Origin of the sequence: uncultured Roseobacter sp. (genome assembly GCF_947496515.1) — a bacterium.
Taxonomy (GTDB): Bacteria; Pseudomonadota; Alphaproteobacteria; order Rhodobacterales; family Rhodobacteraceae; genus Roseobacter.
Genome location: NZ_CANMDB010000003.1, coordinates 257,624 through 283,007, shown reverse-complemented (window position 1 = coordinate 283,007; position 25,384 = coordinate 257,624). Strand labels below are relative to the sequence as shown.

Below are 25,384 nucleotides of genomic sequence, written 5' to 3'. Positions count from 1 at the left end.
GGCGCGTTACTCGGCAGGCTCGGGCGCGCGCAGACCGAGCACATGCTCGATGGTGGCGCGGTTGATGTCGTCATGCTCCGCGATCACCACGAGGCGACCCTGACGGCCCTCTCCGGGCTGCCACGGTCGGTCGTACTGATGACGGACACGCGCGCCAACGGCCTGCACCAGCAGGCGCATGGGCTTGTCCGCGACGGCGGCGTAGCCCTTGACCCGCAGGATGTTGTGATCCTTGGCGAGCGCCTCGACCGCGCGGACCAGCATTTCGGGGTTGGCCTGTTCGGGGATGTCGACCACGATGCTCTCGAAATCGTCGTGGTCATGCTCGTGCGGGCCGTCGTGATGGGACGGGCGCGCATCCATGTCGTCCTCCGCCGCGGCCTCCAGCCCGAGGATCACGCGCGGATCCACAACGCCCTCGGCGACCTCGACCACGGGCAGCGGGCGCGGGGCCTCGGCGGCGATGATGGCGCGGGCGCGGGCCAAGCCATCGGCGCCAGCGAGATCGGGTTTCGTCAGCAGGATGATGTCGGCGCAGGCGATCTGATCCTCGAAGACCTCCGACAGGGGCGTTTCATGGTCGATGCTTTCGTCAGCTTCGCGTTGGGCATCGACGGCAGCCACATCCGGCGCGAACCGGCCTGCGGCCACGGCTTCGGCATCGGCCAGGGCGATCACACCATCCACGGTGATGCGCGACCGGATGTCGGGCCAGTCAAAGGCTTTCAGCAGCGGTTTGGGCAGGGCGAGGCCGGAGGTTTCGATCAGGATATGATCGGGGCGGGGGTCGAGCGCCATCAGCGCCTCGATGGTCGGGATGAAGTCATCGGCCACGGTGCAGCAGATACAGCCATTGGCCAGCTCCACGATGTTCTCGGCGGGGCAGTCGGGTATGGCGCAGCTTTTCAGGATGTCGCCATCGACCCCCACATCGCCGAATTCATTGACCACCACGGCGAGGCGGCGGCCACCCGGGTTCTGCATCAATTGGCTGATCAGCGTGGTCTTACCCGAGCCCAGAAAGCCGGTGATCACGGTGACGGGGAGTTTTGCAAGGTCAGTCATTCGTGTCCTCCAACGGGGGTAAGCGGGCGATGCAGTTGCGTTTGAAGTGCTCAGGCCGTTCGCGCCACGGGATCAGCCCGTCCTGCGTGGCGGTGTAGCGGGCCGCACCGTCGAGCAGCATGTCCGTATGCGACGTCTCGTCGACATTACCGTAAATGTAGCTCCATTTACCGCCGCCGCGCAGGGCGACGGTGCAGCCGTGATCGCAGTTTTGCAGGCATTCAACGGCGCGCAGGCGCACACCCGGGGGCATGTCGCGCGTGCTGAGCGTGTCAAAGAGGCGCTGGCCCGGGCGGCGGTCATCCACGGGGTCTTGGGCCCCGCGCTTGCATTTGACGCAGACCAGCAGATCGGCAGTGGCGGCGGTGCTCGTCATGATCGTCTGTCCCAGTCTCATCATGGGCGCGGGTCGGGTGACGAGAGGGGGCGCGGCAAGGTTCCGCGCGGTTCTCGACACCGGAACACCCCGTCCGGTTTCTTCAAGCGGTGCTGGCAGGTCTCCCGGCTCACGGACTTGGGCCTCTGCCTGCGGCTTGCCTGCCTTCCCGGGCATGCTGCCCAGTGGCCTTGGCCAACCTCATCCGTTCACGGTCGCGGGGGCGGCTGTGCTTGACCGGTTGGTTCCGGCTGCACATTCCCTTTTCACCCGGCGTGAACCGGGCACCAACACCAGATCAGTTGCAGCGGATCGGGAGGTCTTGTCAAGCGAGACTGACGCGCGCGGGCTCAGAGCGTCTCGATCAGCTTGTGCTTGAGGATCTTGCCTGTGGGGGCGGCGGGCAGCCTCTCCGCCACGATGATGCGCGCGGGGCGCTTGTAGCCCGCGAGCCGGGCGGCCACGAATTGGCCGAGCGCCTCGGCGTCGGGCCAGTCGTCGGGGGCGGCCTGCACAAAGGCCCAGACCTTTTCATCGCCATCGACCTTATGGCCGATCACCGCGCTCTGGATCACCTGCGGATGGTCGTTGAGGGCTGCCTCCACCTCCGGCGGGTAGACGTTGAAACCGCCGTGGATGATCAGCTCCTTGCTGCGGCCCGCGATGTGCAGGTTGCCTGCCGCGTCGAAGCGGCCAAGATCCCCGGTGCGCATCCAGCCGCCGGGCAGCAGCGTGCGCGCGGTCTCGGCGTCGTTGCGAAAATAGCCCTTCATTACGCCGCCACCGCCCACGAGGATCTCGCCCACGTCGCCGTCACCCCCGGGTGCATCGGCATCCAGCCGCACCTCCACCCCCGGGAAGGGCTGCCCGACGGAGATATCGGGATCGCCCATCCGGTGATGCGTAAGGCACACCCCGGCGGTGCATTCCGTCATGCCGTAGCCGTTCTGGAGCGGCAGACCAAAAAAGGCCTCCGCCCTGCGTTTCCAGTCAGGATCGAGCGGGGCAGCACCGGAGGAGACATAGCGCAGCGTGTCGGAGTGGAGCCGGTCGTGCCCCTGTTCCTTGGTGTATTGCATCAGCAGCGCGTGCATCTGAGGCACGGCAGACAGCAGCGTGACCCCGTCGCGCAGCGCATCGTAAAGCCGGGCGGGGACAAAGCGCGGCTCCAACCGCACCGACGCACCGGCGGCGGCGGCCGTCAGCACCACGGAGGTCAGCCCGAAGACATGGCTGATCGGCAGCACACCGTAGAGCACATCCCGATGGGTCACGTCGCGCGCGCCGCGCGCCACGTCTGACCCGAAATAAAGGTTGGCATGGGTCAGCATCACCGCCTTGGGCGTGCCGGTGGTGCCGGTGGTGTAGAGCAGCGTGGCCACATCCTCCAACACCGGATCCGGGGCCGAGGTGTGCGTGACGGCGGCCAGACCGGGGGTGGCGGGCAGCGGGTGCGCCCCCAGCTCTGCCGCGTGCGTGGCCGCATCCTCCGACACATCGGTGGTCAGGAGGATCGCCGCCGGGTCCGCGTGCTGGATCACCCGGGCAAGCTCCGCCGCGGTCTGGCGCGCATTGACCGGTACGAAACTTGCGCCCAGCTGCGAGGTGGCAAAGATCGCGGCAACCGCCGCGGCGCAGTTCTCCAGCACGATCATGACCCGGTCGTTCGGTTGCACCCCCATGCTGCGGAGTGCCTGCGCCAGACGGTCGGTTGCGGCAGCGAGGTCAGTGTAGGTCCACCTCTCACCTTGGGTATCGCTGATCGCCGGGGCGTCGGGCCTCGCGGCGACCTGCACGTCGAGCATCTGGTGGACCCTGAGGCTCATGCCCGTTCTCCGACGCGCTCGGTCTGGCCGTTCAACCGGGCAAGCGCGGTGGCGGCCTCGGCCTCCAACCGGGCAAAGATCTCTGCCATCGGCGCGATGGTCCTGGTCAGGCCCAGGGCGTGACCGGCGGACAGCAACCCGCGGGACACGTCTCCGGTCTGATATGCTGCGCGTCCGATCTTGCCGGAGACCAGCGGCATCAGATCGGCGATGGTGATGTCGGGGGTCTGCGCCTCCATCTCGGCCACGGCGCGGGTGGTTTCATTGGCCAGCGTGCGGACCGTATTGCGCACGGACTGCATGGTGAGCGCGGTGTCGCGCTCCGTCGCGTTGGCGATGGCGGTCTTGTAGTCGGGATGCGCGTTCAGTTCCTCGGCCACCAGCAGATGCGTGCCCAGCACCACGCCCGACGCCCCCATGGCGAGCGCCGCCACCAGTTGGCTGCCGTGCCCCACGCCGCCGCCGATCAGAAAGGGGATGCGCAGAGCCTCGCCCGCCATGGCGGTATTGACGAAGCTGCCGACCATATCCAGCCCCGGATGACCGCCGCATTCCGCGCCGACGATGGTCACCATATCGACGCCGACCCGTTCCGCCTTGAGCGCGTAGCGTACCGCGGGGACCTTGTGGATCACGGTGAGCCCCAGATCCTTCAAGAGCCGCATGTAGGGTTCGGGGTTGCGCCCCGATGTCTCGATCACCGTCACGCCCTGATCGGCGATCAGGCGAAAGATGTCTTCGGTCTTTTCGCCCGGCACGAGCTTGGGCAGCATCGAGACATTGACCCCGAAGGGCAGCGCGCCGCAAAGGCGGCGCGCCCGGGCGATCTCGGCAATCAGATCGGCGTCATCGGGAAAACTTGCCGCCGTGACAAAGCCAAGCCCCCCCGCCCGGGCAACAGCCGACACATAGTCCGCATCCGACAGCCACATAAGCCCACCGGCGAGGATGGGCAGGCGGATACCGAGCCGCCGGGTCAGGGATGTGCTGAGCGCCGTCACAAGCGCGTCTCCGGTACGCGCTTGTAGACCCCGGTGGAGGTGGCGAGTACGGTGCCATCCCTGTCGCGGAGCTCTGCCGCGACAAAGAGCAGGCTGCGCCCGCCGCCGGTGATCATCCCGGTCGCCTCTATTGGGCCGGGTCGCGCGGGGGCGACGTAGTTGATGTTGAGCGAGACGCTGAGGAACGGCACCCGCCCCGTGGCATCCACGCTGAGCGAGGCGGTGGCCCCCGCGGCACTGTCGAGCAGGCAGCTGCTGATGCCGCCGTGCAGCACGCCGTGGCGATTGAGATGGTCCCGCGTCACCTCGAGGCGGCAGCGGGCGCGCTGGTCGGGGTGACCAACGTCGAGCACATAGCCCATGAGCTGCTGCGCCCCTGTCTCTCCGGTGATGAGCGTCTCAGAGGCCGAGGGCAATGAACCGCTCCATATGATGATCCGTGTCGCCAAAGCGGTGATCGGCCATGACGATGCGCTTGGCAAAACGGCTGAGCGCGTATTCATCGGTCATCCCGATACCGCCGTGGAGCTGGATGGTTTCCTCAGCCACCAATTGCCCCGTACGGCCCAGTATGTTCTTGGCCGCCGACAGCACGCGGTCGCGTTCCTCTGCGGGATGATCGAGATGTGCCGCGGCGAGGATCACGGCAGAGCGGGCCTGTTCCTGGGCCACCATCAGATCCACCATGCGGTGCGACAGCGCCTGAAAGCTGCCGATGGGACGGCCAAACTGCTTGCGGGTGCCGAGATAGTCCTGCGTCATGGTGAGCGCTGTTTCCATGGCGCCGAGCGTTTCCGCCGTCTGCGCCAGCAGGCCAGCGGCCATGGTGTCGGCGAGTGCATCAAAGCCTTCCTCGGTCAGCCGCGTGCCGGGCGTGTCGCTCAGTGAAATATCAGCGGCCTCGCCCCCTTGGGCCAGTGCGTAGCTGCGGCGCGTCAGGCCCGGTGCGTCAGGGTCAACCAGCCACAGGCCGATGCCTGCGGTGTCGTCCGGCGCGCCGCTGTGACGGGCCGAGACAATCAGGCGATCCGCGGTGGAGGCCGCGATCACGGCGGACTTTTCTCCGCTCAGACGGTCACCGTCGGCGCGGGTTTCGACCCACTCCAGATCGTATCTTCCATTCGCCTCCGTATGTGCCAGTGCCAACCGCTCGGTGCCGTCCATAAGCCCGCTTACGTCCTCGCCCAGACCAGCAAGCAGGCGCCCCGGCACCAGCACTGCATCAATCAGAGGCAGGGAAAGATCGGCGCGGCCCAGCTCCTCGAACACCAGCGCGAGGTCAAACCCCGCGCCGCCGAAGCCGCCCTGCTCCTCGGAAAAGAGCGCAGCGATGACGCCGAGTTCTGCCAGACCCGACCAGACATCGCCCTGCGCCTCGGCCAGAAACCGCCGCAGCGTGTCCTGCAGCATCTGGCGCTCTTCGGTCAGGTCGAAATTCATGATGCACCTTTCATCAGGTGCTTGGCGTAGATCTCGCGCTGGATCTCGTTGGAACCGCCAAAGATCGACAGCTTGCGATTGTTGAAATAGGAGGCCGCCACCGCCCCCGCCTCCAGCGGATCGGGGAGCGGCTCATTGCTGCCCTCCACCGCCTCGGAGGCGAAAGGCAGCGCGTGGGGGCCGGCGGCACGGCGGGCGAGATCGGTGATCTCCTGCCGGATCTGGGTGCCTTTGATCTTGAGCAGCGAACTCTCGACGCCCGGCGCTTGACCCGCCGCAGCGCGGGAGACAATGCGCAGGTTGGTGGTGGCCATGGCCATCAGGTCCATCTCCACCTGTGCCACGCGGGCGGCGAAATGCGGGTTCTCGATCAGCGGGCGACCGCGCTGGCGCGCGCGCGTGGCGATGCGCTTGACCGCCGCGAGCCCGGCCCGGGAAAAGCCGACACCAGCGATGTTCGTGCGCTCATGCGTCAGCAGGTATTTGGCATAGGTCCAGCCTGCGTTCTCCTGGCCCACGAGGTTTTCCACCGGCACCCGCACGTCCGTGAACCAGACCTCGTTGACCTCGGCCCCGCCATCTATGAGCGTGATGGGCCGCACTTCGACGCCGGGGGTGTCCATGTCGATAAGCAGAAAGGAGATACCTTCCTGCTTTTTGGCCGCGGGGTCGGTGCGCACGAGGCAGAAGATCATGTTGGCGTGCTGTCCGAGCGTCGTCCAGGTCTTCTGCCCGTTGACCACATAGTGCTCGCCATCGCGCGCGGCAGCGGTCTTGAGCGCGGCCAGATCGCTGCCAGCCCCCGGTTCGGAATAGCCCTGACACCACCAGTCCGAGCCGTCGAGGATACGCGGCAGCCAGTGGTTCTGCTGCGCCTCGGACCCGAATTTGTGCAAGACCGGCCCGAGCATCGACAGCCCAAAGGGCACCACGCGCGGGGCGTGGGCCATGGCGCATTCGTCCTCGAAGATCGTGCGCTGCACCGCGTCCCACTCCGCCCCGCCGAAGCGTTTGGGCCAATTGGGCGCGAGCCAGCCACGGTCGTTGAGCTTGGCGTGCCAGAACTCGTAATCGCGCTTGTCCAGCGACTGGTGGCGGCGGCCTTTTTCGGCCAGCTCCGGGGGAAGTTCGGCGGCGAGAAAGGCGCACACCTCGTCACGGAAGGCTTGCATCTCTGTGGAAAGGGTCAGGTCCATTCTCAGTCTCCCGGGTAGATTTCGATGAGGCCAGCGGCCCCCATGCCACCGGCGATGCACATGGTCACAACGCCCAGCTTGGCGCTACGGCGGCGGCCTTCGTGCAGCACATGCGCCACCAGCCGCGCGCCGGTCATCCCGAACGGATGGCCAATGGCGATGGAGCCGCCGTTGACGTTGACCTTATCGGGGTCGAGCCCCAGCGTCTCGCGACAATAGAGCGCCTGGCTGGCGAAGGCCTCGTTCAGCTCCCACAGGTCGATGTCACCCACGCTGAGCCCGTGGCGTTCGAGCAGCAGGGGCACGGCAAAAACCGGGCCGATGCCCATCTCTTCGGGACCGCAACCGGCGACGGCGAAACCACGGAAGGCACCGAGGGGGGTGAGGCCCCGGGCCTCTGCCTCGCCTGCCTCCATCATCACCACGGCAGCGGCGCCGTCGGACAACTGGCTGGCGTTGCCCGCGGTGACGAACCCGCCCTCCCGCACGGGGGTCAGCCCGGCGAGCCCTTCGAGGGTGGTGCCGGGGCGGTTGCATTCGTCGCGATCAAGCGTCACGGGTGTCTCGCGGGTCTCGCCGGTGTCGCGGTCGTTGACCTGCATCACCGTGTCCATGGGCAGGATCTCGGCGCTGAAATGCCCCGCCTGCTGTGCCGCGGCGATGCGCTGTTGCGACAGGAGCGCAAAGGCATCCTGATCCGCGCGCGAGATACCGTAGCGGTCGGCGACCAGATCAGCGGTTTCGATCATCGTGTGATAAAGCTGCGGCATCTCTGCTGCCAGCGTGCGTTCGGGCACGCGGCGGATCCTGGGCTGGATGAGGCTGATGCTTTCCACACCGCCTGCGACCTGCGGGCCTGCACCGTCCTGCGTGATGGCATTGGCCGCCGTGGCGATGGCCTGCAACCCGCTGGCGCAGAAACGGCTGACGGTCTGACCTGCGGAGGTAATGGGCAGCCCTGCGCGCAGGGCGGACTGGCGGGCAATGTTGCCGCCCGTTTCTGCCTCCGGGTAGCCGCAGCCGATAACCACATCTTCGACCTCATCCGCGGCGAGGCCCGATTGCGCCAGGGTGCCCGCGATCACATGACCCATCATCGTGGCACCGTGGGTCTGGTTGAGCGATCCGCGGAAGGATTTGGCGAGGCCGGTGCGCCCGGCGGCAAGGAAAACGGCCTGTTTCATGTCTGTGCGTCCTTATTGAGGTCGTCGAAACTGGCGCCCTTGGCCACCAGCTTGTTCAGGAGCGGCGCGGGCTGCCAGAAGTGGGGATCCTCCTCAGCGAAGGTTTCAATGTCGCGCAGCAGGTCCGGCAGCCCTTGCAGATCCGCCCATTTGAGCGGACCGCCGTGATAGCGCGGAAAGCCGTAACCCATCAGCAGCACCACATCCACGTCGAGCGGACGGCGCGCGATGCCCTCGCCCACCACCTTGGCGGCTTCGTTGACCATGGCGGCCATGTAGCGGCGCAGGATCTGCGCGTCCGTGAAGTCGCGGGCGGGGGTGCCCCGTTCGGCGCGCTCGGCCTCGATCAGGGGGATGACATCGGGGTTTTCGCTGCGGTTCCGATCGTCGTACACGTAGTAGCCACGGCCGGTTTTCTGCCCGAAGTGGCCTTCCTCGCAGAGCCTATCCACATAGGCAGGGACGCGTTCGTGGGGCTGGCGCGTGGGCGCGAGGCGCTTGCGGTTGGCCCAGCCGATGTCGAGCCCGGCGAGATCGGCCACCGCAAAGGGACCCATGGCAAAGCCGAAATCCTCCATCACCCTGTCGATCTGGTAGGGGCTGGCGCCGTCGAGGATCATGTGATCGGCCGCCGTGCGGTAGGCCGACAGGATGCGGTTGCCGATGAAGCCATCGCAGACGCCCGCGCGGACAGAGACCTTGCCCAGAGCCTTGCCGAGCGCGAAGCCCGTGGCGGTAACCTCTGGCGCGGTCGCGTCGCCCACGACCACCTCCAGCAGGCGCATGACATGGGCGGGTGAAAATAAATGCAGGCCCAGCACGTCCGCAGCGCGGGAAGTGCTGGCGGCGATCTCGTCAATGTCGAGGTAGGAGGTGTTGGTGGCCAGCACCGCACCCGGTTTGGCCACGGCCTCGATCTGGGCAAAGACCTGCTTCTTGACGGCCATATCCTCAAAGACAGCCTCGATGATCACATCGGAATGCGCCAGTGCGACGTAGTCGGTGGCGGTGCTCAGATGGTCATCGCGCAGCGCATCGTGGGTCTGCTGGTCGATCTTGCCGCGGCGGAGCGCACCGGCGAGGTTGGTCCCGATGCGTTTGCGGCCGGCCTCTGCGGCCGCGCTGTCACGCTCGATGACCGTGACGTGACGGCGCGCCAGCAAGGCGGCAGTGGCGATGCCCGCGCCCATGGTGCCACCGCCGATGACACCGATATGATCCGTCTCGCGCGGGGCAACCCCGGCCAGTTCGGGCAGCTTGCTCACCTGCCGTTCGGCAAAAAAGGCGTGGATCAACCCCTTGCGCTGGTCGGTCTCCATCAGCGTGTTGAAGAGGCGGCGCTCTTCGGCCAGCCCGTCGTCAAAGGACAAGGTGGCAGCGGCGGCCACCGCCGCAAGCGCTGTCACCGGTGACAGCTGGCCGCGGGCTTTCTTGGCGACCTGCCGTTGGGCATAGTCGAAATCCACGGCCTCGGGCGCCGGTATCGCGCGGGTTGGGCGGGGCGGTGCGCCGCTGGCCAACAGCATCTCGGCATAGGCCAGACCAGCCGCGCGCAGGTCGGAGCCGGGGGCGGCGAGCGTGTCGACGAGGCCCGTGTCATGGGCGTCCTGCGCCCCAATGGGTTTGCCGGTGGTGATCATCTCGATGGCCTTGGCAAAGCCCACCAGCCGCGGCAGGCGTTGCGTGCCGCCCGCGCCGGGCAGGATGCCCAGACCCACCTCCGGCAGCCCCAGTTTCGCGTCGCCCAGACAGATGCGGTAGTGACAGGCCATCGCCACCTCCAGCCCGCCACCCAAGGCCGTGCCGTGCAGGGCGGCAATCACCGGCACCGGTGACGCCTCGATGGTGTTGCAGAGATCCGGCAGCATCGGGTCCTTTGGCGGCTTGCCGAACTCGCGAATATCCGCACCCGCAAACCACGTGCGCCCATGACCGTAGATCACAACCGCGCGCGCACCATCCTCCAGCGCGCGGGCCATGCCATCTTGCAGCCCGTAGCGCATATCGAGGCCGAGCGCGTTGACGGGCGGGTTGTCGGCAGCCAGCAGAGCGACGTCACCGGCTTTTTCGTAGCGAACTGTCATGGTGTCCTCTCAGTTATTGGCATCATAGCTCCTGGGTGCGCCGGTCTGGCGTTCGAGCGCGCGCACGACATCGCGCAGCGCGGGGCCGACCTCTTGCACCGCGCGGGTGTCGCTGAGCATGTCCGGCGTGGCGCCGCAGGTAAAGACCACAGGCTCGCCCAGATCACCTGCGAGATAAGGGTGGGCCACGGCGTTGACGGAATTGGTGTAGCGCGTGGGCCCCTGAATGACACTGAAGCCCTGGGTGGCAAGCTGCGCGCGTCCCGCCTGCCGCATCTGCTGCCAGATGGCGTCGGGGTTTTTGGCGGCGAAGCGTGCGGCGCTCAGGCCCGCCAGATAGGCCTGCCCGGTGGAGGAATGCGCGATGGGCACCCGGTTGCCCGGCTCCAGCCAGATCGACGCGACGCCTTGCGGCCGCCAGGTGCGCACCAGCGTCATGCTGGGCCCGTCCGGCACGGCGAGCAGCACCATGGTGCGGGTGCGGTCGGCCAGATCCTGCATCGCCCCATCGGCGATGTCGAGGAAAGAGCCTGACGCATTCGCCACGCTGGCCAGCGCAAAGGCCGCCGGACCGAGGCGCAGCAGGCTGCCGTGCTGGCTGAGATAGCCCAGCTCTTTCAGCGTGTGCGTCAGCCGGGTGATCGTGGCAGGCGCGAGGCCGGTGCGCACGACCAGTTCGGTCCGGGTGATGCCGTCGTCACTGACCCGGAAGGCGCGGAGCACCGACAGGCCACGGGCGAGGGTATTGGCAAATTTGCGGTCGGTCATCACATGCTCTGCGGGATCAAGAGGGAAATAACCGGGAAGGCCATGATCAGCCCCAGCACGATCACATCGATGGAGAGGAACCGCGCGATCCCGGCAAAGATCCGGTGCAGCGGCGCGTCATCGCCCACCACGCTTGCGATCACGAAGACGTTGAGCCCCACCGGCGGGGTGATCAGCCCGATCTCCAGCAGTTTGATCACCACAACCCCGAACCAGATGAGGTTGAGCCCGTAGATCTCCACCAGCGGGATGAGCAGCGGCAAAGTCAGCACCATGATCCCGATGGGGTCGAGGAACATGCCCAGCAGCAAATAGATCAGCGCCACGGCGAGCATGAAGGTCAGCACCGACAGATCCGAGGCAGAGACCCAGGCCACGAGGTCCGGCGCCACGCCGGTGAGCGCGATGAAGGCCACGAAGATCTTGGCGGCAGCGGCGATGATGAAGATGCTCGCCGTCTGGATGCAGGTCTCCTTGAGCGACAGCCACAGATCCTCCAGCGTCAGCTGACGCTGGGCCACCCCGATCAGGATTGCGAGGGCAACGGCCACGGCAGCGGCTTCGGTCGCGGTGAAGATACCGCCGTAGATGCCGCCCACGATCAGCATAAAGAGTACCAGCGCGGGCCAGGCCATAAAAGCCGCGCGGCGACGTTCGGCCATGGAGTAGGCGGTGCCGGTGGCGGGTGCGACCGAAGGGTCGCGCCGCACCCAGAGGGCCACCACAAGCACGAAACCCAGAAGCGTCAGTATCCCCGGCAGGATGCCCGCCAGAAACAGCTGCGAGATCGAGGTTTCGGTGAAAATCCCGTAGATGATAAAGAGCACCGACGGCGGGATCAGCGAGCCCAGCGTGCCTCCCGCCGCCACAGAGGCGGTGGCGAGGCGATTGTCATAGCCCATGCGCAGCATCTCCGGCGTGCAGATGCGCCCCATGGTCGAGGCGCAGGCGATGGAGCTGCCGGTGATGGCGGAGAACCCGCCGCAGCCGACGATGGAGGCCATGGCCACACCGCCGCGCAGGTTGGCCAGCCAGACCTTGGCGGCCTCGTAGATATTCGTGGTGATGTCGGCGCGGTAGGCAATATGGCCCAGCGCCACAAACAGCGGGATCATCGACAGGTTGTAGTTGTGGATGAGGTCAAAGGCGTTCGAAAAGGTCAGCGAGGCAGTGGGGCGGATGGCACGCTCCGGCGCGAAACTGCCCGTGCGCAGGGCAAAGATGAAGAAGGTGCCGACGATGGCCGCCAGTGCCAGCGCAAAGGCAATCGGCACGCGGATGGCCAGCATGACCAGCACCGAGGCAAAGGCGATCAGCCCGATGAGAGAGGGATCCATGGCTATCCCTCCTGCCCGGTGAGAAAGGCGCGCGTATCCGCCACTAGCACCGTCAACAGACGCAGCCAGAAGATGCAGAGGCCCACAAAGAACACCAGCCGCCCAGGCCATTTGGGCAAGGACAGATCGCCGAAGTAAAAGCTGCCGCTGGTCCAGGTGGCCGCAAGCTCCCGCCAGGCGGCAAAGATCAGCGGCGCAAAGGCCGCCAGCCCCACGACCCAGCCGATGAGGATCAGACCCTGCGTCACCCGCTGAGGCAGCATGTTGGTCAGCACCTCGACACAGACATGCGCGCGCGCTGCCGTTACCGCGGCCAGTGGCAGGATGATCGCGGCCACCATCAGCTCGCGCACGATGACCACGCTGTCAGGCAATGCCGTCCCGAACAGACGCAGCACCACGTTCAGCGTGATCATGGCGCCCATGGCGAAAACCGCCACAGCCGCCAGCCCGAGAGCCAGTGCTTCAACGCGCTTGAGCATCCCCGTTCACTCCGCCCAGGGGTAGCCTTCGGTGTCCCGCAGCTCCGTATACTTGGCCAGCAGGGCGCGGTACTCCTCCAGCAAGGCTGCACCATCGAGCCCGGTGGCATTCGCCGTCTCGATCCAGGCATCCACGTAAGGAACGCCGCGGTCGACCAGCTGCGCACGCTCTGCCTCGGGCAGGGTGATCACCTCAATCCCCTTTTCCTTCATGGTGGCAATGGCGCCCTCATTGGCGGCGGTCAGCGTCTCGCCGAAATGGTCCACCATGTCCGAGCCTGCCTCCATCAGCACCGCCTGTTGCTCGGGCGTCAGCGCATCAAAGGCATCCTTGTTCATGAAAGTACCGACACCGCCCACCTGCCCCCAGTCGAGGATCGTGTAGCTGGTCATGACCTCATCCTGCTTGAGCGCAGAGACCGCGTAGGAATAGCCCTGCGAGCAGTCGATGAGCCCGCTGTCGAGCCCCTGGTAGGCGTCGTAGATCGACATGCGCACCATATTGGCGCCGGTGTCGCCAAAGACCTTGCCATAGGCGCCCACCCCGCGGACCTTGAGCCCGTCGATATCGGCGATGCTGCGGATCGCGGCGCCGTTGCAGCCGATGTTGACCTGGCTGGTGGTGAAAGTGCCGACATAGACCAGGTTCTGATCCGCCAGCGAGGCCTTGATCGCGTCATTCGTCCGGAAAAGCTCATCCGTGGCGCGCATCCCGACCCAGGCGTCGGGGTTGTCGAGCGGCAGATCCGCGATGCCGTAGCTGGCGAATTCCTGCGGGTAGTAGACGGAGATGATGGTGCCCATGTCGGCGACACCGTCGCGGATGGATTGCTTGGCCGCGTTGGCCTTGAAGAGCGCACCGCCCCACTGGATGTCGATGCGGATGTCGCCACCGGATCGCGCCGCGACCTCGTCGGCGAACCATTGGATGGCTGCGGCGCGGGCACCGCGGTTGGGGGCAGGCTCACCGTGGATCAGCACGGTCTCGGCCAGCGCGGGCGTTGTCAGCAGCGCGGCGGCGGCCGCGAGCGCGGCAGCTTTCAGTGGTGTCATCTTATCCTCCCCTTTTTTACTATGCGCAAATTACTTCTGCTAAGCGAAAATGCAAAGGGTTTATTCCGCGGCCGTGCGGCTGGACCTTGGGGGCTGGGTCCGCGATGGTGCGAGGGTGCTGCGCCCTGCCTGTTGCGCGGCACCGTCCCACCGTCAGGAGCCGTCCGCCAATGCCCGATCAGCCCGAGATTGCCAGCCTGTGGATCGGCGGGCGGCTGTCGTGGCTGGAGCAGCTTTGCCTGAAATCCTTTGCCGATGCGGGTCATCCCACGACGCTGTACAGCTATGCGCACATCGACAACCTGCCGGAGGGGGTGACGGCAGGCGATGCGGCAAAGGTCTTTCCGGCGGAGCCGATGCTGCGCCACGCGCGCACCGGCAGCCCGGCCATTCACGCGGATCTGTGGCGGCTGCATCTGCTGGCGCAGACCGATGCCATCTGGGTCGATGCGGATATGTATTGTCACCGGCCCTTTGACCCGGAGGACGGGTATCTTTTTGGCTGGGAGAAACCGGGGCTGGTCTGCAACGCCGTGCTGGCGCTGCCCCGGCAGAGTGCTGCCCTGCGCAATCTGCTGGCGTTCTTCGACGATCCCTACGCCATCGCCCCCTGGCTGAAACCCTGGCAGCGGCGGGAGCTGGAAGCGGAGCGGGACGCTGGCACGCCGGTGCATCTGACCGAGCAGACATGGGGCTTCACCGGTCCCGCAGCGGTCACCTATTTCCTGCAGCAAAGCAGCGAGATCGCGCACGCGCGACCGCAGGCGGCCTTCTACCCCATCAGCTTTCCACACCGTAACCGCATGATCCTCAGCCGGTTTGACGCCGCAGAGGCGCTGACGCCCGAGACCCGTGGCGTGCATTTCTGGGCCCGGCGGATGAAGCCGCGGCTGCAGGAGCGGGAGAGCAATCGCCCGCAGGCGGGCAGCTACATGCACGGGCTGCTCCGCAAGCACGGCATCGACCCGTCGCGGGCCCCGATCCCTGCCAAACCCAAGACCCTGCGCACGGCTGAGGAGGCCCGCACGCTGCGTCGAAACCTGCGCGCCGATGCACGGGATCTGGGCCTGTCCCGCGATCAGCTGTCCCGGAAATACCGGGTGGAACGGGGGTTTGTGAGGCACGCCCTGGCACAGGAGGACCCCGCGCCCGACAACACCCTGCTGGCGTGCTACCTCGGCACCGCGCATTTCCTGCAGACGGTGCATCTGTCGGCGGAGGGGACGGCCGCGCAACCTTTCCTTTACATGAAGAACCACAAGGCGGCGTGCAGCCACGTGCTGGCGACACTGATGACGTATCAGCTGGGTTTTCTGGGCGGCGACCCGGGCGGGCTGACCCATGCCAAGCTGCACAAACCGCCAAAAGCGCTGATGCTGAGCGGCAAACGCAGCCTGACGGAGGAGATGGCGCAAAGCGCGTTGCGGGATGCCACGCGGTTCCGGTTCACCGTGGTGCGCGACCCGACCGAGCGGACGCTGGCAGCCTGGGCCGACCGGATCAGAGGCGGGCACCGGCAGAAGGACAGGCTGATGCGCCATATCGGGCGCGCGCCCGAGGATACGCTATCGCTCAGCGCGTTTCTCGACGTGCTGGCGCAGGATAACAGCGCCCGCGATCTGGACCGCCATTGGCGTCCGCAGTCCAGCGATATTGCGTACGGTCGGGTCCGGTACGATCACATCGGCGACGTGGCCAACCTCGCGGCGACGGCATCGGTGATCGCCACCACCTGTTTCGCCCTGCCCGAGGGAACAGAAGCGCCGCGCCACCTCTGGCCAGGCCCGGCAGAGGATGTCACGGAGCTGCGCGCCATGCTGACAGCCGCGGATCTGCGCAATCTGGAACGTGCCTTTGCCCAGGACTACGTGATGTGTGAGGAGGTGCGGCAGTCCTCATGATCGTCACGCATTACCCCATCACCACCCGTCCCTGCGGCGACGCCGTCCTGCTGGCCGCCGTGCCATTGGAACCCGCGTCGGCAGAGCACACACGGGAGGTCGCGCTGTTCTTCAAATCCGGGTCATTGCCGGATACCATCAACGACACCGCTGACATGGGGGTGCGGCTGGCTCGCAACATCGGTGGCGGCCTGCAGATCATCGGCAGCGCAACGGTTCGAAACAACGAGGTAACTCTGCCGTTCGCGGATCACTCCGGCACAGCCCCTCTGACCGAGCCCGAAACGACGCCCTTGGCGGGCAAGCGCGTCGCGCTGGCGCTGCACGGGGTGGAAACGCCCGAGATGATCTACCAGTGGCTTGCCTTTCATCGCGAGGCGCAGGGGCTGGAGGGCGCATTGATCCTGACCCGCCAAGGGCCGGAGGCAGCGGAGGCCTTGGCAACTGCGCTCAGCCAACGCCCGGTCAAGAGCATCAGCACCGTGCTTGTCGTTTCTTTCGACACACCGCTGGGGCGATCTCAGGACGGGGACGAGACGCTGCCCTTTTACGCGCCGGACGCGCCCGGACGTGACCGTATGGAATTTCCCACACCCGACCCGTGGCGCGCACCCTTCACCGAGATCGTGACCTTCGAGCTGCTGCGGCACCTCTTTCTGGCACAAGCACGCGGGGTGCTCAACCTCGCACTGTCGGATCTGTTGCCACAGGGGCCACAGGGCAGTGTGTTCGATCTGGCCTGCGCCGCGCCCGCGGGCATGGTGCCTCTGATCGGGCATCGCATCTACCCGTGGAGCCTGCACAAGAAAGCGGCGGCAGGATTTGGCGATCACATCTGTCGGCGCTTCGATGCCTCCCCCGCAAACCCGCGCTGGTGTCTTGCGCCCGCGAAAGCGCCGGCCGAAGCGGTCTGGCGGTTGGTGCGCGTGGTCGGGGCCGCACCGGGAGATATCCCGCCGCTGCCCTATCTGCGCTGCATGGCGCTGCGGCACACCGGCGGATCGGTCAGCCAGATCGTCCCCAAATCCAGTCTGGTCGAGGATGCCGATCTGCTCAAGCTGGCGCAGGCCAGCTTTGGCACCCGCCCGCGCCGCCCGCCCCGCGCACGGCTTGAGGTGCGGCCCGAACGGATCGAAGGACGGTGCGGCATCGTCACCTGCATGAAGAACGAAGGGCCGTTTATCCTCGAATGGCTGGCCCATCACCGCGCCATCGGGGTGGATGATTTCCTGATCTACACCAACGACTGCACCGACGGGACGGACCGGCTGCTGGATCTTTTGCAGGAACGGGGCATCGTCACCCACCGCGACAACCCCTATCGCGGCACCGGGATGAAACCGCAGCACGCGGCCCTTCAGGCCGCCGCCGACGAACCCCTTGTGCACGCCGTGGATTGGATGATCTGCATCGACGTGGACGAATTCATCAACATCCACGTGGGCGCGGGACGGCTGGAGGATCTCTTTGACGCGGTGCCGGATGCGAACATGATCTCCATGACATGGCGGCTCTTTGGCAACTCGGATCTGGCGGAGTTTGAGGAGCGGTTCGTGACCGAAGCCTTCACCCGCTGCGCGCCGCAGGAAAGCCGCAAGCCGCATCAGTCCTGGGGGTTCAAGACGGCGTTCCGGCAGATGGGGATCTTCAAGAAGCTCGGCGTGCACCGACCCAAGGGGCTGCAACCGCAGCTGGTTGACCAGATCCGCTGGGTCAACGGGTCCGGTCTGCCCATGCCGCGCAAGGAGTATCGCAACGCCTGGCGCTCCACTCAGGACACCTACGGCTATGATCTGGTCACGCTGAACCACTACGCGGTGCGGTCAGCCGAGAGCTTTCTGGTCAAACGCGACCGCGGGCGGGTCAACCATGTCGACCGCGACCAGGGGCTGATCTACTGGTTCCGCATGAACAATAACCGCGAAGAAGACCGCTCCATCGCGCGTCTGAACGGGGCGGTGCGGGCAGAGTACGACCGGCTGCTGGCGGATCCGCAGATCGCGGCAGCCCATGCCGCCTGCGTCGCGGCTCATCACGCCCGGATCGCGGCGCTGCGGGCACGACCCGAATATGCGGCGTTCTACGCCGAGATCACCTCTCACCGGATGCAGCGGCTGTCACGGATGCTGCCGCAGTTTGGCGCGAATGTGTTTCAGTCCGGGCCAAGCGTGGTGCCCGACGCGGTGCTGGAGCGCGCGGGCGAGCCCGGCTTCTTCTTTACCATCAGGCAGCCTATCCGCACGGAGTAACGGGTCTGGCGTCCCGCCAAGATACCGTGTCTTTGCCGAAGATGGCGGGCCCGCGCCGTGGTGGTTGATCTGTCGGAGGATTGCCCGCGGATGGGCAAGTGGTCCCTTGGGCGGAAAATCCGAAGATCAGGGCTGCAGCAGCGATTTTCTAAAGCGCCGGAAATCGAACTGTATCTACGTGACTCTGCGCCGCAAAGACAGCAGATGCCCTTGAACTGAACGGAAAATGACGCGCCGCTGATTTTCGCGGGGCACAGGGTTGCAGAACCTTTACCCCTGCGGTGCTACGTCTCGCATCGGCACAGTCTGTTGAACCGGTGATCTGACATCGACAACACCGGGCCTGCCGGCTGTCAGGAGTGAGCGACGGATCCGGGGCTCTCCTCGGCGGACGTGTCACCCGACGGCCAGCCAGACGACCCGGTGGTGGGGAAGTCGCCGACCACATGCGGGTGCAAACCCTGGTTCTTGAGATCCTGCAGGAACCGGTCAAAGCCCGTCAGATCCACCATCCGCGGCACCTCCATCGGCGGTGGGACGCGGCCTCCGCCCATCTCGGACAGGATGGTGTGGAGATGCTCCATCGGCGCTTCGACAAACTCTGCCAGGGTCCAGATCCGCGCTCTGGCCTTGACGCCGGGCGCGCGAAGCAAGCCCAGATAGGCGGTTTCAACCCGTTGAAGATGCGCCACCTTTTTGCGGATGACCGGGATCTGCGCCCGGCTGAGAAAGAGCGGCACCGTCCACGCGCCGCTGATCACGGAGATCTGCGCATTGGGGTCACGGGCAAGGCGCGGCGCGATGGCCTGCGCATCGTCGGGGCTGAACTGAAAACACTGATGCTCACCGCGCGTGTTCCAGATGAGGCTCATCAGGAAGCCCTCGGGGTCATAGTCGCGCAGGGCGGCCCCGTCGCTCAACCCCCCGGCCATGGTGCCTTGATCATCGTTGAACTGCACCCGGTCCCGCGCAAAGAGATGGCCATGAACGCGCGCATCGGTCGTCCGCGCCAACCAGGGCTCAAATCCGTCAAAGAGCTCCGCAAAGCCCTGGAACACGGAAAATGGCTGTGCGGTCATGGGGTCCGACCGGCGGCCATCGGGGAAGCGGCTCTGCATCAGCAGACCCCGGCGGCCGCGGATGCGCCGATCCACCGCCTTTGAAAAGACCCGGTCGATGCGCCCCGGGCTGGGTTCGGCCCGCGGCGCGAAGCTGTCGGGATCTTTCAGGAAGGCGGCATAAAGCTTGTCCGCGCGCGGCCAGATCTTGCGCGCGACAAAGCAATCCGACCGCCGCAGAAGCTGCAGATGATCGTCGTAGAATACGTGCGGTTTGCCCTGAAAGTCGAACTTGGACAGCGTCAGCGAGCGGCTCTCGATCACGCGGGCATGTTGGCGCGCGAGGGTCTGGAAGTAGCTCTCATCCGGGATCCAGACCCGGCGAAAATATCTGTCATAGCGGGCGCGCGCCGGGTCCGTCAGGATGCCGGACAGGGTGGCGCGGGTCAGACACCACCACTGCGAGCCCATATGCGGCACCAGCCCGCCGGGCACGCGACGCGACACGCCAAGCCTGCGCTGCCACCGGACGTAGCCATTGAAAAGGCGGCGGTAGCGCTTCCACGGAAAAGGAAACCGCAGCGTGAAGCGTTCGGTGTCCAGCCCGCCCACCGGCCAGGCAACGTCCGAGGTCGTCGCGCTTTCGATGAAATCAGTATCGGGCCGCGCTGCAAGATAGTCGACCAGCTCCCGAACCGGGCGCAGCGGCAGGCACGACCCCGAAGCCAGATAGACGTGGCCCACCCCCGGAAAGCGCAGCAGCATAAGCTCCGCGGCGCGTTGGGTGGCCGCGACGAGGCCCCAGGTCCCCCATTCACAGGCGGTGCGGCTGGACAAGAGCACATCCGGCAGGTCGGCCACGGCCTTTGCAAAAGCATCGAAACGTGCGGGCTTTACCCGGCGGTCCACGTGGATCACGACGGGGCATCCCCCGCGCGCCCAATGGCGGACCAGCTGTGCGGCGCGGTCGAAATCCGCGTGCACCAGCAGAATGACACCGAAGCTCACGCCCAGTTGCCCTGTGACATGAGCCCCAGCACCTCCAGCTGGCGCCAGTTGAGATAGCGTTCCGACCACGGACACCAAAGCTCAACCGCGTCCCCCCCACCGGCGGCATAGGCTTGATATTCCGCCCCGGCCGCATAGTGCTGCTGGCGGCTGATCTCTTCGGCGGCCTTGGCACCGAAAGTGTCCAGAAACTTCGTATGCAGCAGCACGCCCGATGTCTTCTCCCCGCCGCTGGGGTCGTAGACCTTGTTCAGGACCCGGGGCAGCAGCATGTGGGTGGATTGCACATAGGCATAGCCGCGGGACCATTTGACCAGCGGGATCTTGTTGAGGGCGGGCGCCTGTTCGGGCGTGTCGCGAAAAAAGACCCGCCCGCGCGGGCCGCCCTGGATCCACAGGTTTCGAAACCGCGGGTCCCGCGCGACCGAATAGTTGCCGCTGTCGAACCAGCAGGCGGTCTCGATCGGGTCTTGTCCCGACTGATAGGGATGATCGGCAAGCCGCCCCTTGGGGTACATATCCAGCAGCATCGCCGAAAAGGACCGGGTCTGACCGCTGTCCAGCCAGTCGGTCAGCGCGCGCAGCGGGCGCGTGTCGCAAAAGGGGTAGACGAAGAACTCATCGGGATCGACGGTGAGGCACCAGTGCCCGCGACCGTAGCGACCGAGCAAGTAATTCTGCCAGTCAACACCAAACCGGGATTTGCGATAGCTCGCCCCCGTCCGCCAGAGAGACACATCGGGCTGCTCGGCCAGATACTCCGGACCGCCATCGTCGCTGTCGTTGTCCACGATGAGGAAATGCGACACCCCCATGTCGCGGTAGTATTGCAGAAAATAGGGCAGGCGGATGTTTTCATTGCGCATGGTCGAGACCAGCAGGATGTCGCCGCGACCGATCCGGGCGGTGCGATCCACCACGCGGCGCAACTCAAAGCTCTTGCGTGTGCAGCGGATGCGCAAATGCTTGCGGGCGATACGCATCCGATAAGAACTCAGCAGACCCAAGATCGCGCCCTTTTCAATCCCGCCATCGCCCGTGTGTCCCAGCCCGGTAAGCGGTATGACTGGAGGCTGACGGTCTTTCCATTAAGGTTAACTGCCAATTATTGATATTATATTGCGGCAAGGCGGGCGATGGACCCACTACTTTGGGGGCAGTCAGCAGGTTTGCGCTTACCAGTCGCCGCGGCGCATCAGCCCGAGCCCGACCAGCTGTTCCCAGCCGGTGAACCGCGTGGCCGCGGGCGTCCACATATCGGGCGCCTCACCGAGTGCATTGTAGTAGGCATCATGCGTGGGGCCGCGGGTATATTGCTGACCCCGCACCTGCTCGACCCGCGCACGGGCGGCGGTTCCCGGCAGGAACTTGCTGTGCAGCAGCGCGCCGCTGGGGCCTGCGCCATTGCTGTCGCCGGGCTGGTATGTGTTCAACACAGGCGGCAGCGCGACGTGAGTAGAACTCAGATAGGCGTAGGAGCGGTGCCAGCTCACCAAAGGCAGTTTGCTGAGAACAGGCGCGAAATCAGGCGCGTGTTCAAAGAAAACCCGGGCCCGCGGGCCGCCCATGGTGTTGATGGCCCGGTGGCTGCCACGGCGTTCCTGCCAGTAGCCGTCTGGATCGAAGTAGGGCAGGACCTGCACGGGGTCGTCTGCGGGGGTGTAGTGCTGCGCATCCGGCGAGCCCTTTGGATACAGATCAAGCAGCATCGCGGGCAGGGCGCGCCGCCTGCGTGCGTCCAGCCAGCCGGTCAACGCCACGAGGTCGCGGGCGTCATGGTCGGGATAGATCAGCAGCTCGTCCGCATCGACGGTCAGGGTCCAGTGCCCGTGTCCGTAGCGCCGCAGCAACCAGGCCAGCCATTTGACGCCGAAACGCGCGGCCTTGTAGCTGGCGTGCGTCTGCCACACGGACACATCAGGTGCACCCCGCAACAGCGCGTCGGTCCCATCGGCACTGCCATTGTCGACGATCAGGAAATGCCGCACCCCCAATCGCCGGTAATGCGCGAGAAAATGCGGCAAACGCAGCGCCTCGTCCCGCACGGTCGCGAAAAGCAGAATGTCACCGGCAGCGATGGCGGAGGTGTTGTTCTGAACGCTGGTCAGGTCGTGACGGCTGCGAAAACCGCGCCAGAGCAGACGCTTGCGGATCAACCGCAGTTTGTAACGGGTCCAGGGTGGCAGGGTCACCGCAGGCACGCTAGACAAAAGGCGCGCATGCGGTGCTGGCCAGGGAAGGCAGAGCGCGCGTTACTCTGCCGCTTTGCCCATGTTGACCACGTCATGCAGATAGGCGGAGAGATCGTCGCGCAAATCTTCACGGTCGAGCCCAAAGGCAACGGTGGCCTGCAGGAACCCGGATTTGGAGCCGCAGTCGAACCGTTGGCCACGGAAGCGGTAGCCGTAAACGCCCCGCTTGCTGTCGATTTCCTTGGCGATGGCATCGGTCAACTGGATCTCGCCACCGGCACCGCGTTTGATCTTGTTCAGGTTCTTGAGCACCGTTGGCGACAGGATATAGCGCCCGATGACGGCAAGGTTGGAGGGCGCTTCGCCCGCTTTGGGCTTTTCGACCATGCCCTGCACCTTGACCATGGAGCCCATGTCATCGGCCACATCCAGCACCCCGTAAGAGGACGCTTTTTCCGGTGCCACTTCCATCGCGGCGACCATATTGCCACCCGTCTCGGCATAGGCCTCGACCATCTGTTGCAGACACGGGCGGTCTGCGGCGATCACGTCGTCGGGCAGGATCACGGCAAACGGCTCGTCCGAGGCAATCAGGCGGCGGGCGCACCAGACGGCGTGACCAAGACCGAGCGCCTTGTGCTGACGAATGTAGGCAATCGCGCCGCTGTCCATATTGGTGGTTTCCAGCACCTCAAGCAGATCGTCCTTGCCCTTGCGACGCAGTTCCTCCTCCAGCACCGGGGAGTGGTCGAAGTAATCCTCAAGCGCACCCTTGCCGCGCGAGGTCACGAAAATGAATTCCTTGATGCCCGCCGCACGCGCTTCGTCGATGGCGTATTGGATCAGCGGACGATCGACCAAGGTCATGATTTCCTTGGGCACCGACTTCGTCGCGGGAAGAAAGCGGGTCCCCATACCAGCCACCGGAAAGATCGCTTTGGTCACCTTACGTTTCATATTTCACCCTCGTCCTTGTTATTCCAATTGTCGACGTTATCGCACAAATAGTACGCAGATGCGTCAAAAACACGACCGTCGTCACAGATACAGCGGATATTGCTGATTTCTTTCCAGTTTACAAAAAACGGCGGACTCTCGCCAATATATTCGGCAGATGGTTACCAGACCCAAATGCCCGGCATAGTTGAAGAGCTCACTGCTGACGTTTTGGGCTTCGTGTGAATGGATACCGGGCCGAAACGCCCAACGGCGAATCGCGGCGAAAGTGAACGTGCTTCGGGGCCGACAGGACGTGACTGGCGGAATGGCAACCGGCGTTGGGGCCCGTGGCGGGTACGCTTCCCGGGGCCTCTTCTTGAACCGGTCACCGCTGGTGTCTCCGCCCTGGCTGCGGGACACCCGACGCCGAAAAACTTTGATGCACGACCAAAATCCGCAGAAAATCAGGCTGTTGGCCGGACGGCGACGCTGGCCGCCGCACCAAAGGCTAATCCAGCCTCATGTCCGCGAGCATCTTTTCGATCCGCGGCTTGTCTTCGGGGTTGTTGAGTTCCCAGAACGTCCGGCCCCGGGCCGAGACCTCCACGCAGAGCACGCGGTGCCCGTTCTCCATGAACCGCAACTGCTCCAACCCTTCGAGCTGCTCCAGCGGACCGGCGGGCCAATCTGCATAGGCGGCCAGAGCACCCGGTCGGTAGGCATAGACACCCACATGGTGAAACACGGGTGTCTCTGCGTCAGGTGGGTACTTTTGGGTCGTGAAGGGGATCACTTCCTTGGAGAAGTAAAGCGCGCGCCCGTTGCGGTCGAAGATAGCGGTCGTGCCGCCAACGCGCCCGGCGGCGCGATCCTCCAGAAGGCCGCTGAGCGTGGCGCCGTCGCAGCGCAGGACCGGGGTCGCTATGCCTGCGCCTTCATCGGCGCGCAGACCCGTCACCAGATCTTCGATAAACCAATGAGGGGTCAGAGGTGCATCCCCCTGAAGGTTCACGACAATTTCGTAACCGCCGCCCAAGGCTGCATGCGCCTCGGCGCAACGCTCCGTGCCGTTGGCGCAGTCGGGCGAGGTCATGACAACCTGCGCGCCGAACCCCTCTGCCGCGTCCCGGATACGGTCATCGTCAGTTGCGACGACCACACGGTCCACACCCGCGACCTGACCGGCAGCCCGCCAACTGCGCTCGATCAGGCTGCGTGACTGGCCGGAGGCGCCGGTCAGCTCAACGAGTGGTTTTCCCGGATAGCGGCTGGACGCGTAGCGCGCCGGGATCACGATGAGGACGGACATCAGCCGGATTTGAGGTCAACGGACGGCGCGTAGGCGATGAAGAACGGGTTGGCGTAGTCATCCTTGCCGTAGCGCAGCGGCGTCAGATCGTCGAAGCGCACGACGTCGCCGCCCGCTCCCGACAGGACCGCATGACCGGCGGCGGTGTCCCATTCCATGGTCCGGCCAAGACGCGGGTAAAGATCCGCCTCGCCCGTCGCCACAAGGCAGAATTTCAGCGAAGAGCCCGCGCTTTTCATGTCCTTGACGGCGTATTTGCCGATGTAATCGTCCGTCGCCTGATCCCGGTGAGATTTGGACGCCACCACCATCAGCGCGCCATTGTCCGCCTCCGAGACCTTGATCGGCGTGGTCGGGCCGACCTGATCATGGGCCAGCGCGCCCGTCTCCTCGACCGACTGGCCCGTCGCATCGGTAAAGAACATCCGCCCCTTGGCAGGCGCGTAGACGACACCGCGCGTGGGCACGCCGCCCTCCACCAGCGCGATGTTGACGGTAAAATCGCCCCGGCGGTGGATGAACTCCTTGGTCCCGTCCAGCGGATCGACAATCAGGAACGTATCGCCGGAGGTGTCATGGGTGGCTGATTGCTCTTCGGTCACCAGCATCACGTCGGGAAAGGATGCGCGCAAACCGGCAGAGATCAGCGCGTCGGCAGCCTCGTCCGCGGCGGTCACGGGGCTGTCGTCGGATTTGACCTTCACGTCGAAATCATCGGCCTCGTAGATCTCCATGATCTTCGCGCCCGCCTCGATTGCCAGACGCCGCATTACATCGGCCAGTTTTTCGTAATCCATGGTCAGCACGGTCCTTTTTCGCGATCATTGCGGTTTGAAATCACGCCCCTTATGGTCAAGCTCTAACGGAACAGCAACATTTCCGTGCGACGGTCGCGCTGGCAAAGGACGAGAGCGGT

Annotated in this window: 21 protein-coding genes and 1 riboswitch; of the genes, 2 read left to right on the top strand and 19 right to left on the bottom strand. The window is 65.4% G+C overall.

Annotation, left to right across the window (positions count from 1 at the left end; translation table 11 throughout):
* Nucleotides 1-6 precede the first annotated feature (6 nt).
* The 13 genes from cobW to Q1A53_RS08375 all read right to left on the bottom strand — a co-directional run bounded on the left by cobW (nucleotide 7) and on the right by Q1A53_RS08375 (nucleotide 13,812).
* Nucleotides 7-1,065: a cobalamin biosynthesis protein CobW gene (gene cobW, locus Q1A53_RS08435; RefSeq protein WP_299965082.1), complete on the bottom strand. Its 1,059-nt coding sequence runs from the start codon at nucleotides 1,063-1,065 to the stop codon at nucleotides 7-9.
* Nucleotides 1,058-1,465, bottom strand: coding sequence for a DUF1636 domain-containing protein (locus tag Q1A53_RS08430; protein WP_299965080.1), 408 nt, complete (start codon nucleotides 1,463-1,465; stop codon nucleotides 1,058-1,060). The genes cobW and Q1A53_RS08430 overlap by 8 nt, the downstream gene beginning before the upstream one ends.
* A gap of 73 nt (nucleotides 1,466-1,538) precedes the next feature.
* Nucleotides 1,539-1,748, bottom strand: a riboswitch (cobalamin riboswitch).
* 43 nt (nucleotides 1,749-1,791) lie between these two features.
* On the bottom strand, nucleotides 1,792-3,267 hold the full coding sequence (locus tag Q1A53_RS08425) for an AMP-binding protein (RefSeq protein ID WP_299965077.1): 1,476 nt from the start codon (nucleotides 3,265-3,267) through the stop codon (nucleotides 1,792-1,794).
* Nucleotides 3,264-4,268 carry a nitronate monooxygenase gene (locus Q1A53_RS08420; RefSeq protein WP_299965075.1) on the bottom strand — a complete coding sequence of 335 codons (1,005 nt, stop codon included), beginning with the start codon at nucleotides 4,266-4,268 and terminating at the stop codon, nucleotides 3,264-3,266. The genes Q1A53_RS08425 and Q1A53_RS08420 overlap by 4 nt, the downstream gene beginning before the upstream one ends.
* Entirely contained in the window at nucleotides 4,265-4,684 is a 420-nt protein-coding gene (locus tag Q1A53_RS08415) for a PaaI family thioesterase (RefSeq protein ID WP_299965073.1), read from the bottom strand. The genes Q1A53_RS08420 and Q1A53_RS08415 overlap by 4 nt, the downstream gene beginning before the upstream one ends.
* Nucleotides 4,668-5,708: an acyl-CoA dehydrogenase gene (locus Q1A53_RS08410; RefSeq protein WP_299965071.1), complete on the bottom strand. Its 1,041-nt coding sequence runs from the start codon at nucleotides 5,706-5,708 to the stop codon at nucleotides 4,668-4,670. The genes Q1A53_RS08415 and Q1A53_RS08410 overlap by 17 nt, the downstream gene beginning before the upstream one ends.
* Nucleotides 5,705-6,904 carry an acyl-CoA dehydrogenase family protein gene (locus Q1A53_RS08405; RefSeq protein ID WP_299965069.1) on the bottom strand — a complete coding sequence of 400 codons (1,200 nt, stop codon included), beginning with the start codon at nucleotides 6,902-6,904 and terminating at the stop codon, nucleotides 5,705-5,707. The genes Q1A53_RS08410 and Q1A53_RS08405 overlap by 4 nt, the downstream gene beginning before the upstream one ends.
* A 2-nt stretch (nucleotides 6,905-6,906) precedes the next feature.
* Nucleotides 6,907-8,088, bottom strand: coding sequence for an acetyl-CoA C-acyltransferase (locus Q1A53_RS08400; protein ID WP_299965067.1), 1,182 nt, complete (start codon nucleotides 8,086-8,088; stop codon nucleotides 6,907-6,909).
* Nucleotides 8,085-10,172, bottom strand: coding sequence for a 3-hydroxyacyl-CoA dehydrogenase NAD-binding domain-containing protein (locus tag Q1A53_RS08395; RefSeq protein ID WP_299965065.1), 2,088 nt, complete (start codon nucleotides 10,170-10,172; stop codon nucleotides 8,085-8,087). Before Q1A53_RS08395 ends, Q1A53_RS08400 begins: the two co-directional genes overlap by 4 nt.
* 9 nt (nucleotides 10,173-10,181) lie before the next feature.
* On the bottom strand, nucleotides 10,182-10,940 hold the full coding sequence (locus tag Q1A53_RS08390) for a helix-turn-helix domain-containing protein (protein WP_299965063.1): 759 nt from the start codon (nucleotides 10,938-10,940) through the stop codon (nucleotides 10,182-10,184).
* Nucleotides 10,940-12,277 (bottom strand): TRAP transporter large permease, encoded by a 1,338-nt coding sequence (locus Q1A53_RS08385; RefSeq protein WP_299965061.1) that lies wholly within the window; start codon nucleotides 12,275-12,277, stop codon nucleotides 10,940-10,942. Before Q1A53_RS08385 ends, Q1A53_RS08390 begins: the two co-directional genes overlap by 1 nt.
* Before the next feature lie 2 nt (nucleotides 12,278-12,279).
* Nucleotides 12,280-12,759 (bottom strand): TRAP transporter small permease subunit, encoded by a 480-nt coding sequence (locus Q1A53_RS08380; RefSeq protein ID WP_299965059.1) that lies wholly within the window; start codon nucleotides 12,757-12,759, stop codon nucleotides 12,280-12,282.
* A gap of 6 nt (nucleotides 12,760-12,765) precedes the next feature.
* The gene (locus Q1A53_RS08375) at nucleotides 12,766-13,812 is read right to left on the bottom strand and encodes a C4-dicarboxylate TRAP transporter substrate-binding protein (protein WP_299965057.1); all 1,047 of its coding nucleotides are present in this window, start codon (nucleotides 13,810-13,812) and stop codon (nucleotides 12,766-12,768) included.
* A 170-nt stretch (nucleotides 13,813-13,982) separates the two neighbouring features.
* Between Q1A53_RS08375 and Q1A53_RS08370 the strand changes: the two genes are divergently transcribed.
* Both Q1A53_RS08370 and Q1A53_RS08365 read left to right on the top strand, forming a co-directional pair.
* Entirely contained in the window at nucleotides 13,983-15,713 is a 1,731-nt protein-coding gene (locus tag Q1A53_RS08370) for a sulfotransferase family 2 domain-containing protein (RefSeq protein WP_299965054.1), read from the top strand.
* Nucleotides 15,710-17,962: a glycosyltransferase family 2 protein gene (locus Q1A53_RS08365; protein ID WP_299965052.1), complete on the top strand. Its 2,253-nt coding sequence runs from the start codon at nucleotides 15,710-15,712 to the stop codon at nucleotides 17,960-17,962. The genes Q1A53_RS08370 and Q1A53_RS08365 overlap by 4 nt, the downstream gene beginning before the upstream one ends.
* 353 nt (nucleotides 17,963-18,315) lie before the next feature.
* On the opposite strand, the gene Q1A53_RS08360 is transcribed toward Q1A53_RS08365, so the two are convergent.
* The 6 genes from Q1A53_RS08360 to cysQ form a co-directional block, all read right to left on the bottom strand.
* Nucleotides 18,316-20,028, bottom strand: coding sequence for a beta-1,6-N-acetylglucosaminyltransferase (locus tag Q1A53_RS08360; protein WP_299965050.1), 1,713 nt, complete (start codon nucleotides 20,026-20,028; stop codon nucleotides 18,316-18,318).
* The gene (locus Q1A53_RS08355; RefSeq protein ID WP_299965047.1) at nucleotides 20,025-21,011 is read right to left on the bottom strand and encodes a glycosyltransferase family 2 protein; all 987 of its coding nucleotides are present in this window, start codon (nucleotides 21,009-21,011) and stop codon (nucleotides 20,025-20,027) included. Before Q1A53_RS08355 ends, Q1A53_RS08360 begins: the two co-directional genes overlap by 4 nt.
* Nucleotides 21,012-21,203: 192 nt before the next feature.
* Nucleotides 21,204-22,220 carry a glycosyltransferase family 2 protein gene (locus tag Q1A53_RS08350; RefSeq protein ID WP_299965045.1) on the bottom strand — a complete coding sequence of 339 codons (1,017 nt, stop codon included), beginning with the start codon at nucleotides 22,218-22,220 and terminating at the stop codon, nucleotides 21,204-21,206.
* 60 nt (nucleotides 22,221-22,280) lie between these two features.
* Nucleotides 22,281-23,177, bottom strand: coding sequence for a UTP--glucose-1-phosphate uridylyltransferase GalU (gene galU / locus Q1A53_RS08345; protein WP_299965041.1), 897 nt, complete (start codon nucleotides 23,175-23,177; stop codon nucleotides 22,281-22,283).
* Between the two features lie 490 nt (nucleotides 23,178-23,667).
* Nucleotides 23,668-24,468 carry a manno-octulosonate cytidylyltransferase gene (locus Q1A53_RS08340; protein WP_299965038.1) on the bottom strand — a complete coding sequence of 267 codons (801 nt, stop codon included), beginning with the start codon at nucleotides 24,466-24,468 and terminating at the stop codon, nucleotides 23,668-23,670.
* On the bottom strand, nucleotides 24,468-25,265 hold the full coding sequence (gene cysQ, locus Q1A53_RS08335) for a 3'(2'),5'-bisphosphate nucleotidase CysQ (protein ID WP_299965037.1): 798 nt from the start codon (nucleotides 25,263-25,265) through the stop codon (nucleotides 24,468-24,470). Before cysQ ends, Q1A53_RS08340 begins: the two co-directional genes overlap by 1 nt.
* Nucleotides 25,266-25,384: the final 119 nt, after the last annotated feature.

What these genes read in the sequence shown, in the direction of transcription:
- Q1A53_RS08410 (WP_299965071.1), bottom strand. Translation starts at nt 5,708, where the DNA reads ATGAATTTCGACCTGACCGAAGAGCGCCAGATGCTGCAGGACACGCTG.
- Q1A53_RS08365 (WP_299965052.1), top strand. Translation starts at nt 15,710, where the DNA reads ATGATCGTCACGCATTACCCCATCACCACCCGTCCCTGCGGCGACGCC.
- Q1A53_RS08355 (WP_299965047.1), bottom strand. Translation starts at nt 21,011, where the DNA reads ATGCGTATCGCCCGCAAGCATTTGCGCATCCGCTGCACACGCAAGAGC.
- cysQ (WP_299965037.1), bottom strand. Translation starts at nt 25,265, where the DNA reads ATGGATTACGAAAAACTGGCCGATGTAATGCGGCGTCTGGCAATCGAG.
- Q1A53_RS08425 (WP_299965077.1), bottom strand. Translation starts at nt 3,267, where the DNA reads ATGAGCCTCAGGGTCCACCAGATGCTCGACGTGCAGGTCGCCGCGAGG.
- Q1A53_RS08375 (WP_299965057.1), bottom strand. Translation starts at nt 13,812, where the DNA reads ATGACACCACTGAAAGCTGCCGCGCTCGCGGCCGCCGCCGCGCTGCTG.
- Q1A53_RS08430 (WP_299965080.1), bottom strand. Translation starts at nt 1,465, where the DNA reads ATGATGAGACTGGGACAGACGATCATGACGAGCACCGCCGCCACTGCC.
- cobW (WP_299965082.1), bottom strand. Translation starts at nt 1,065, where the DNA reads ATGACTGACCTTGCAAAACTCCCCGTCACCGTGATCACCGGCTTTCTG.
- Q1A53_RS08405 (WP_299965069.1), bottom strand. Translation starts at nt 6,904, where the DNA reads ATGGACCTGACCCTTTCCACAGAGATGCAAGCCTTCCGTGACGAGGTG.
- Q1A53_RS08380 (WP_299965059.1), bottom strand. Translation starts at nt 12,759, where the DNA reads ATGCTCAAGCGCGTTGAAGCACTGGCTCTCGGGCTGGCGGCTGTGGCG.
- Q1A53_RS08395 (WP_299965065.1), bottom strand. Translation starts at nt 10,172, where the DNA reads ATGACAGTTCGCTACGAAAAAGCCGGTGACGTCGCTCTGCTGGCTGCC.
- Q1A53_RS08370 (WP_299965054.1), top strand. Translation starts at nt 13,983, where the DNA reads ATGCCCGATCAGCCCGAGATTGCCAGCCTGTGGATCGGCGGGCGGCTG.
- galU (WP_299965041.1), bottom strand. Translation starts at nt 23,177, where the DNA reads ATGAAACGTAAGGTGACCAAAGCGATCTTTCCGGTGGCTGGTATGGGG.
- Q1A53_RS08385 (WP_299965061.1), bottom strand. Translation starts at nt 12,277, where the DNA reads ATGGATCCCTCTCTCATCGGGCTGATCGCCTTTGCCTCGGTGCTGGTC.
- Q1A53_RS08340 (WP_299965038.1), bottom strand. Translation starts at nt 24,468, where the DNA reads ATGTCCGTCCTCATCGTGATCCCGGCGCGCTACGCGTCCAGCCGCTAT.
- Q1A53_RS08400 (WP_299965067.1), bottom strand. Translation starts at nt 8,088, where the DNA reads ATGAAACAGGCCGTTTTCCTTGCCGCCGGGCGCACCGGCCTCGCCAAA.
- Q1A53_RS08390 (WP_299965063.1), bottom strand. Translation starts at nt 10,940, where the DNA reads ATGACCGACCGCAAATTTGCCAATACCCTCGCCCGTGGCCTGTCGGTG.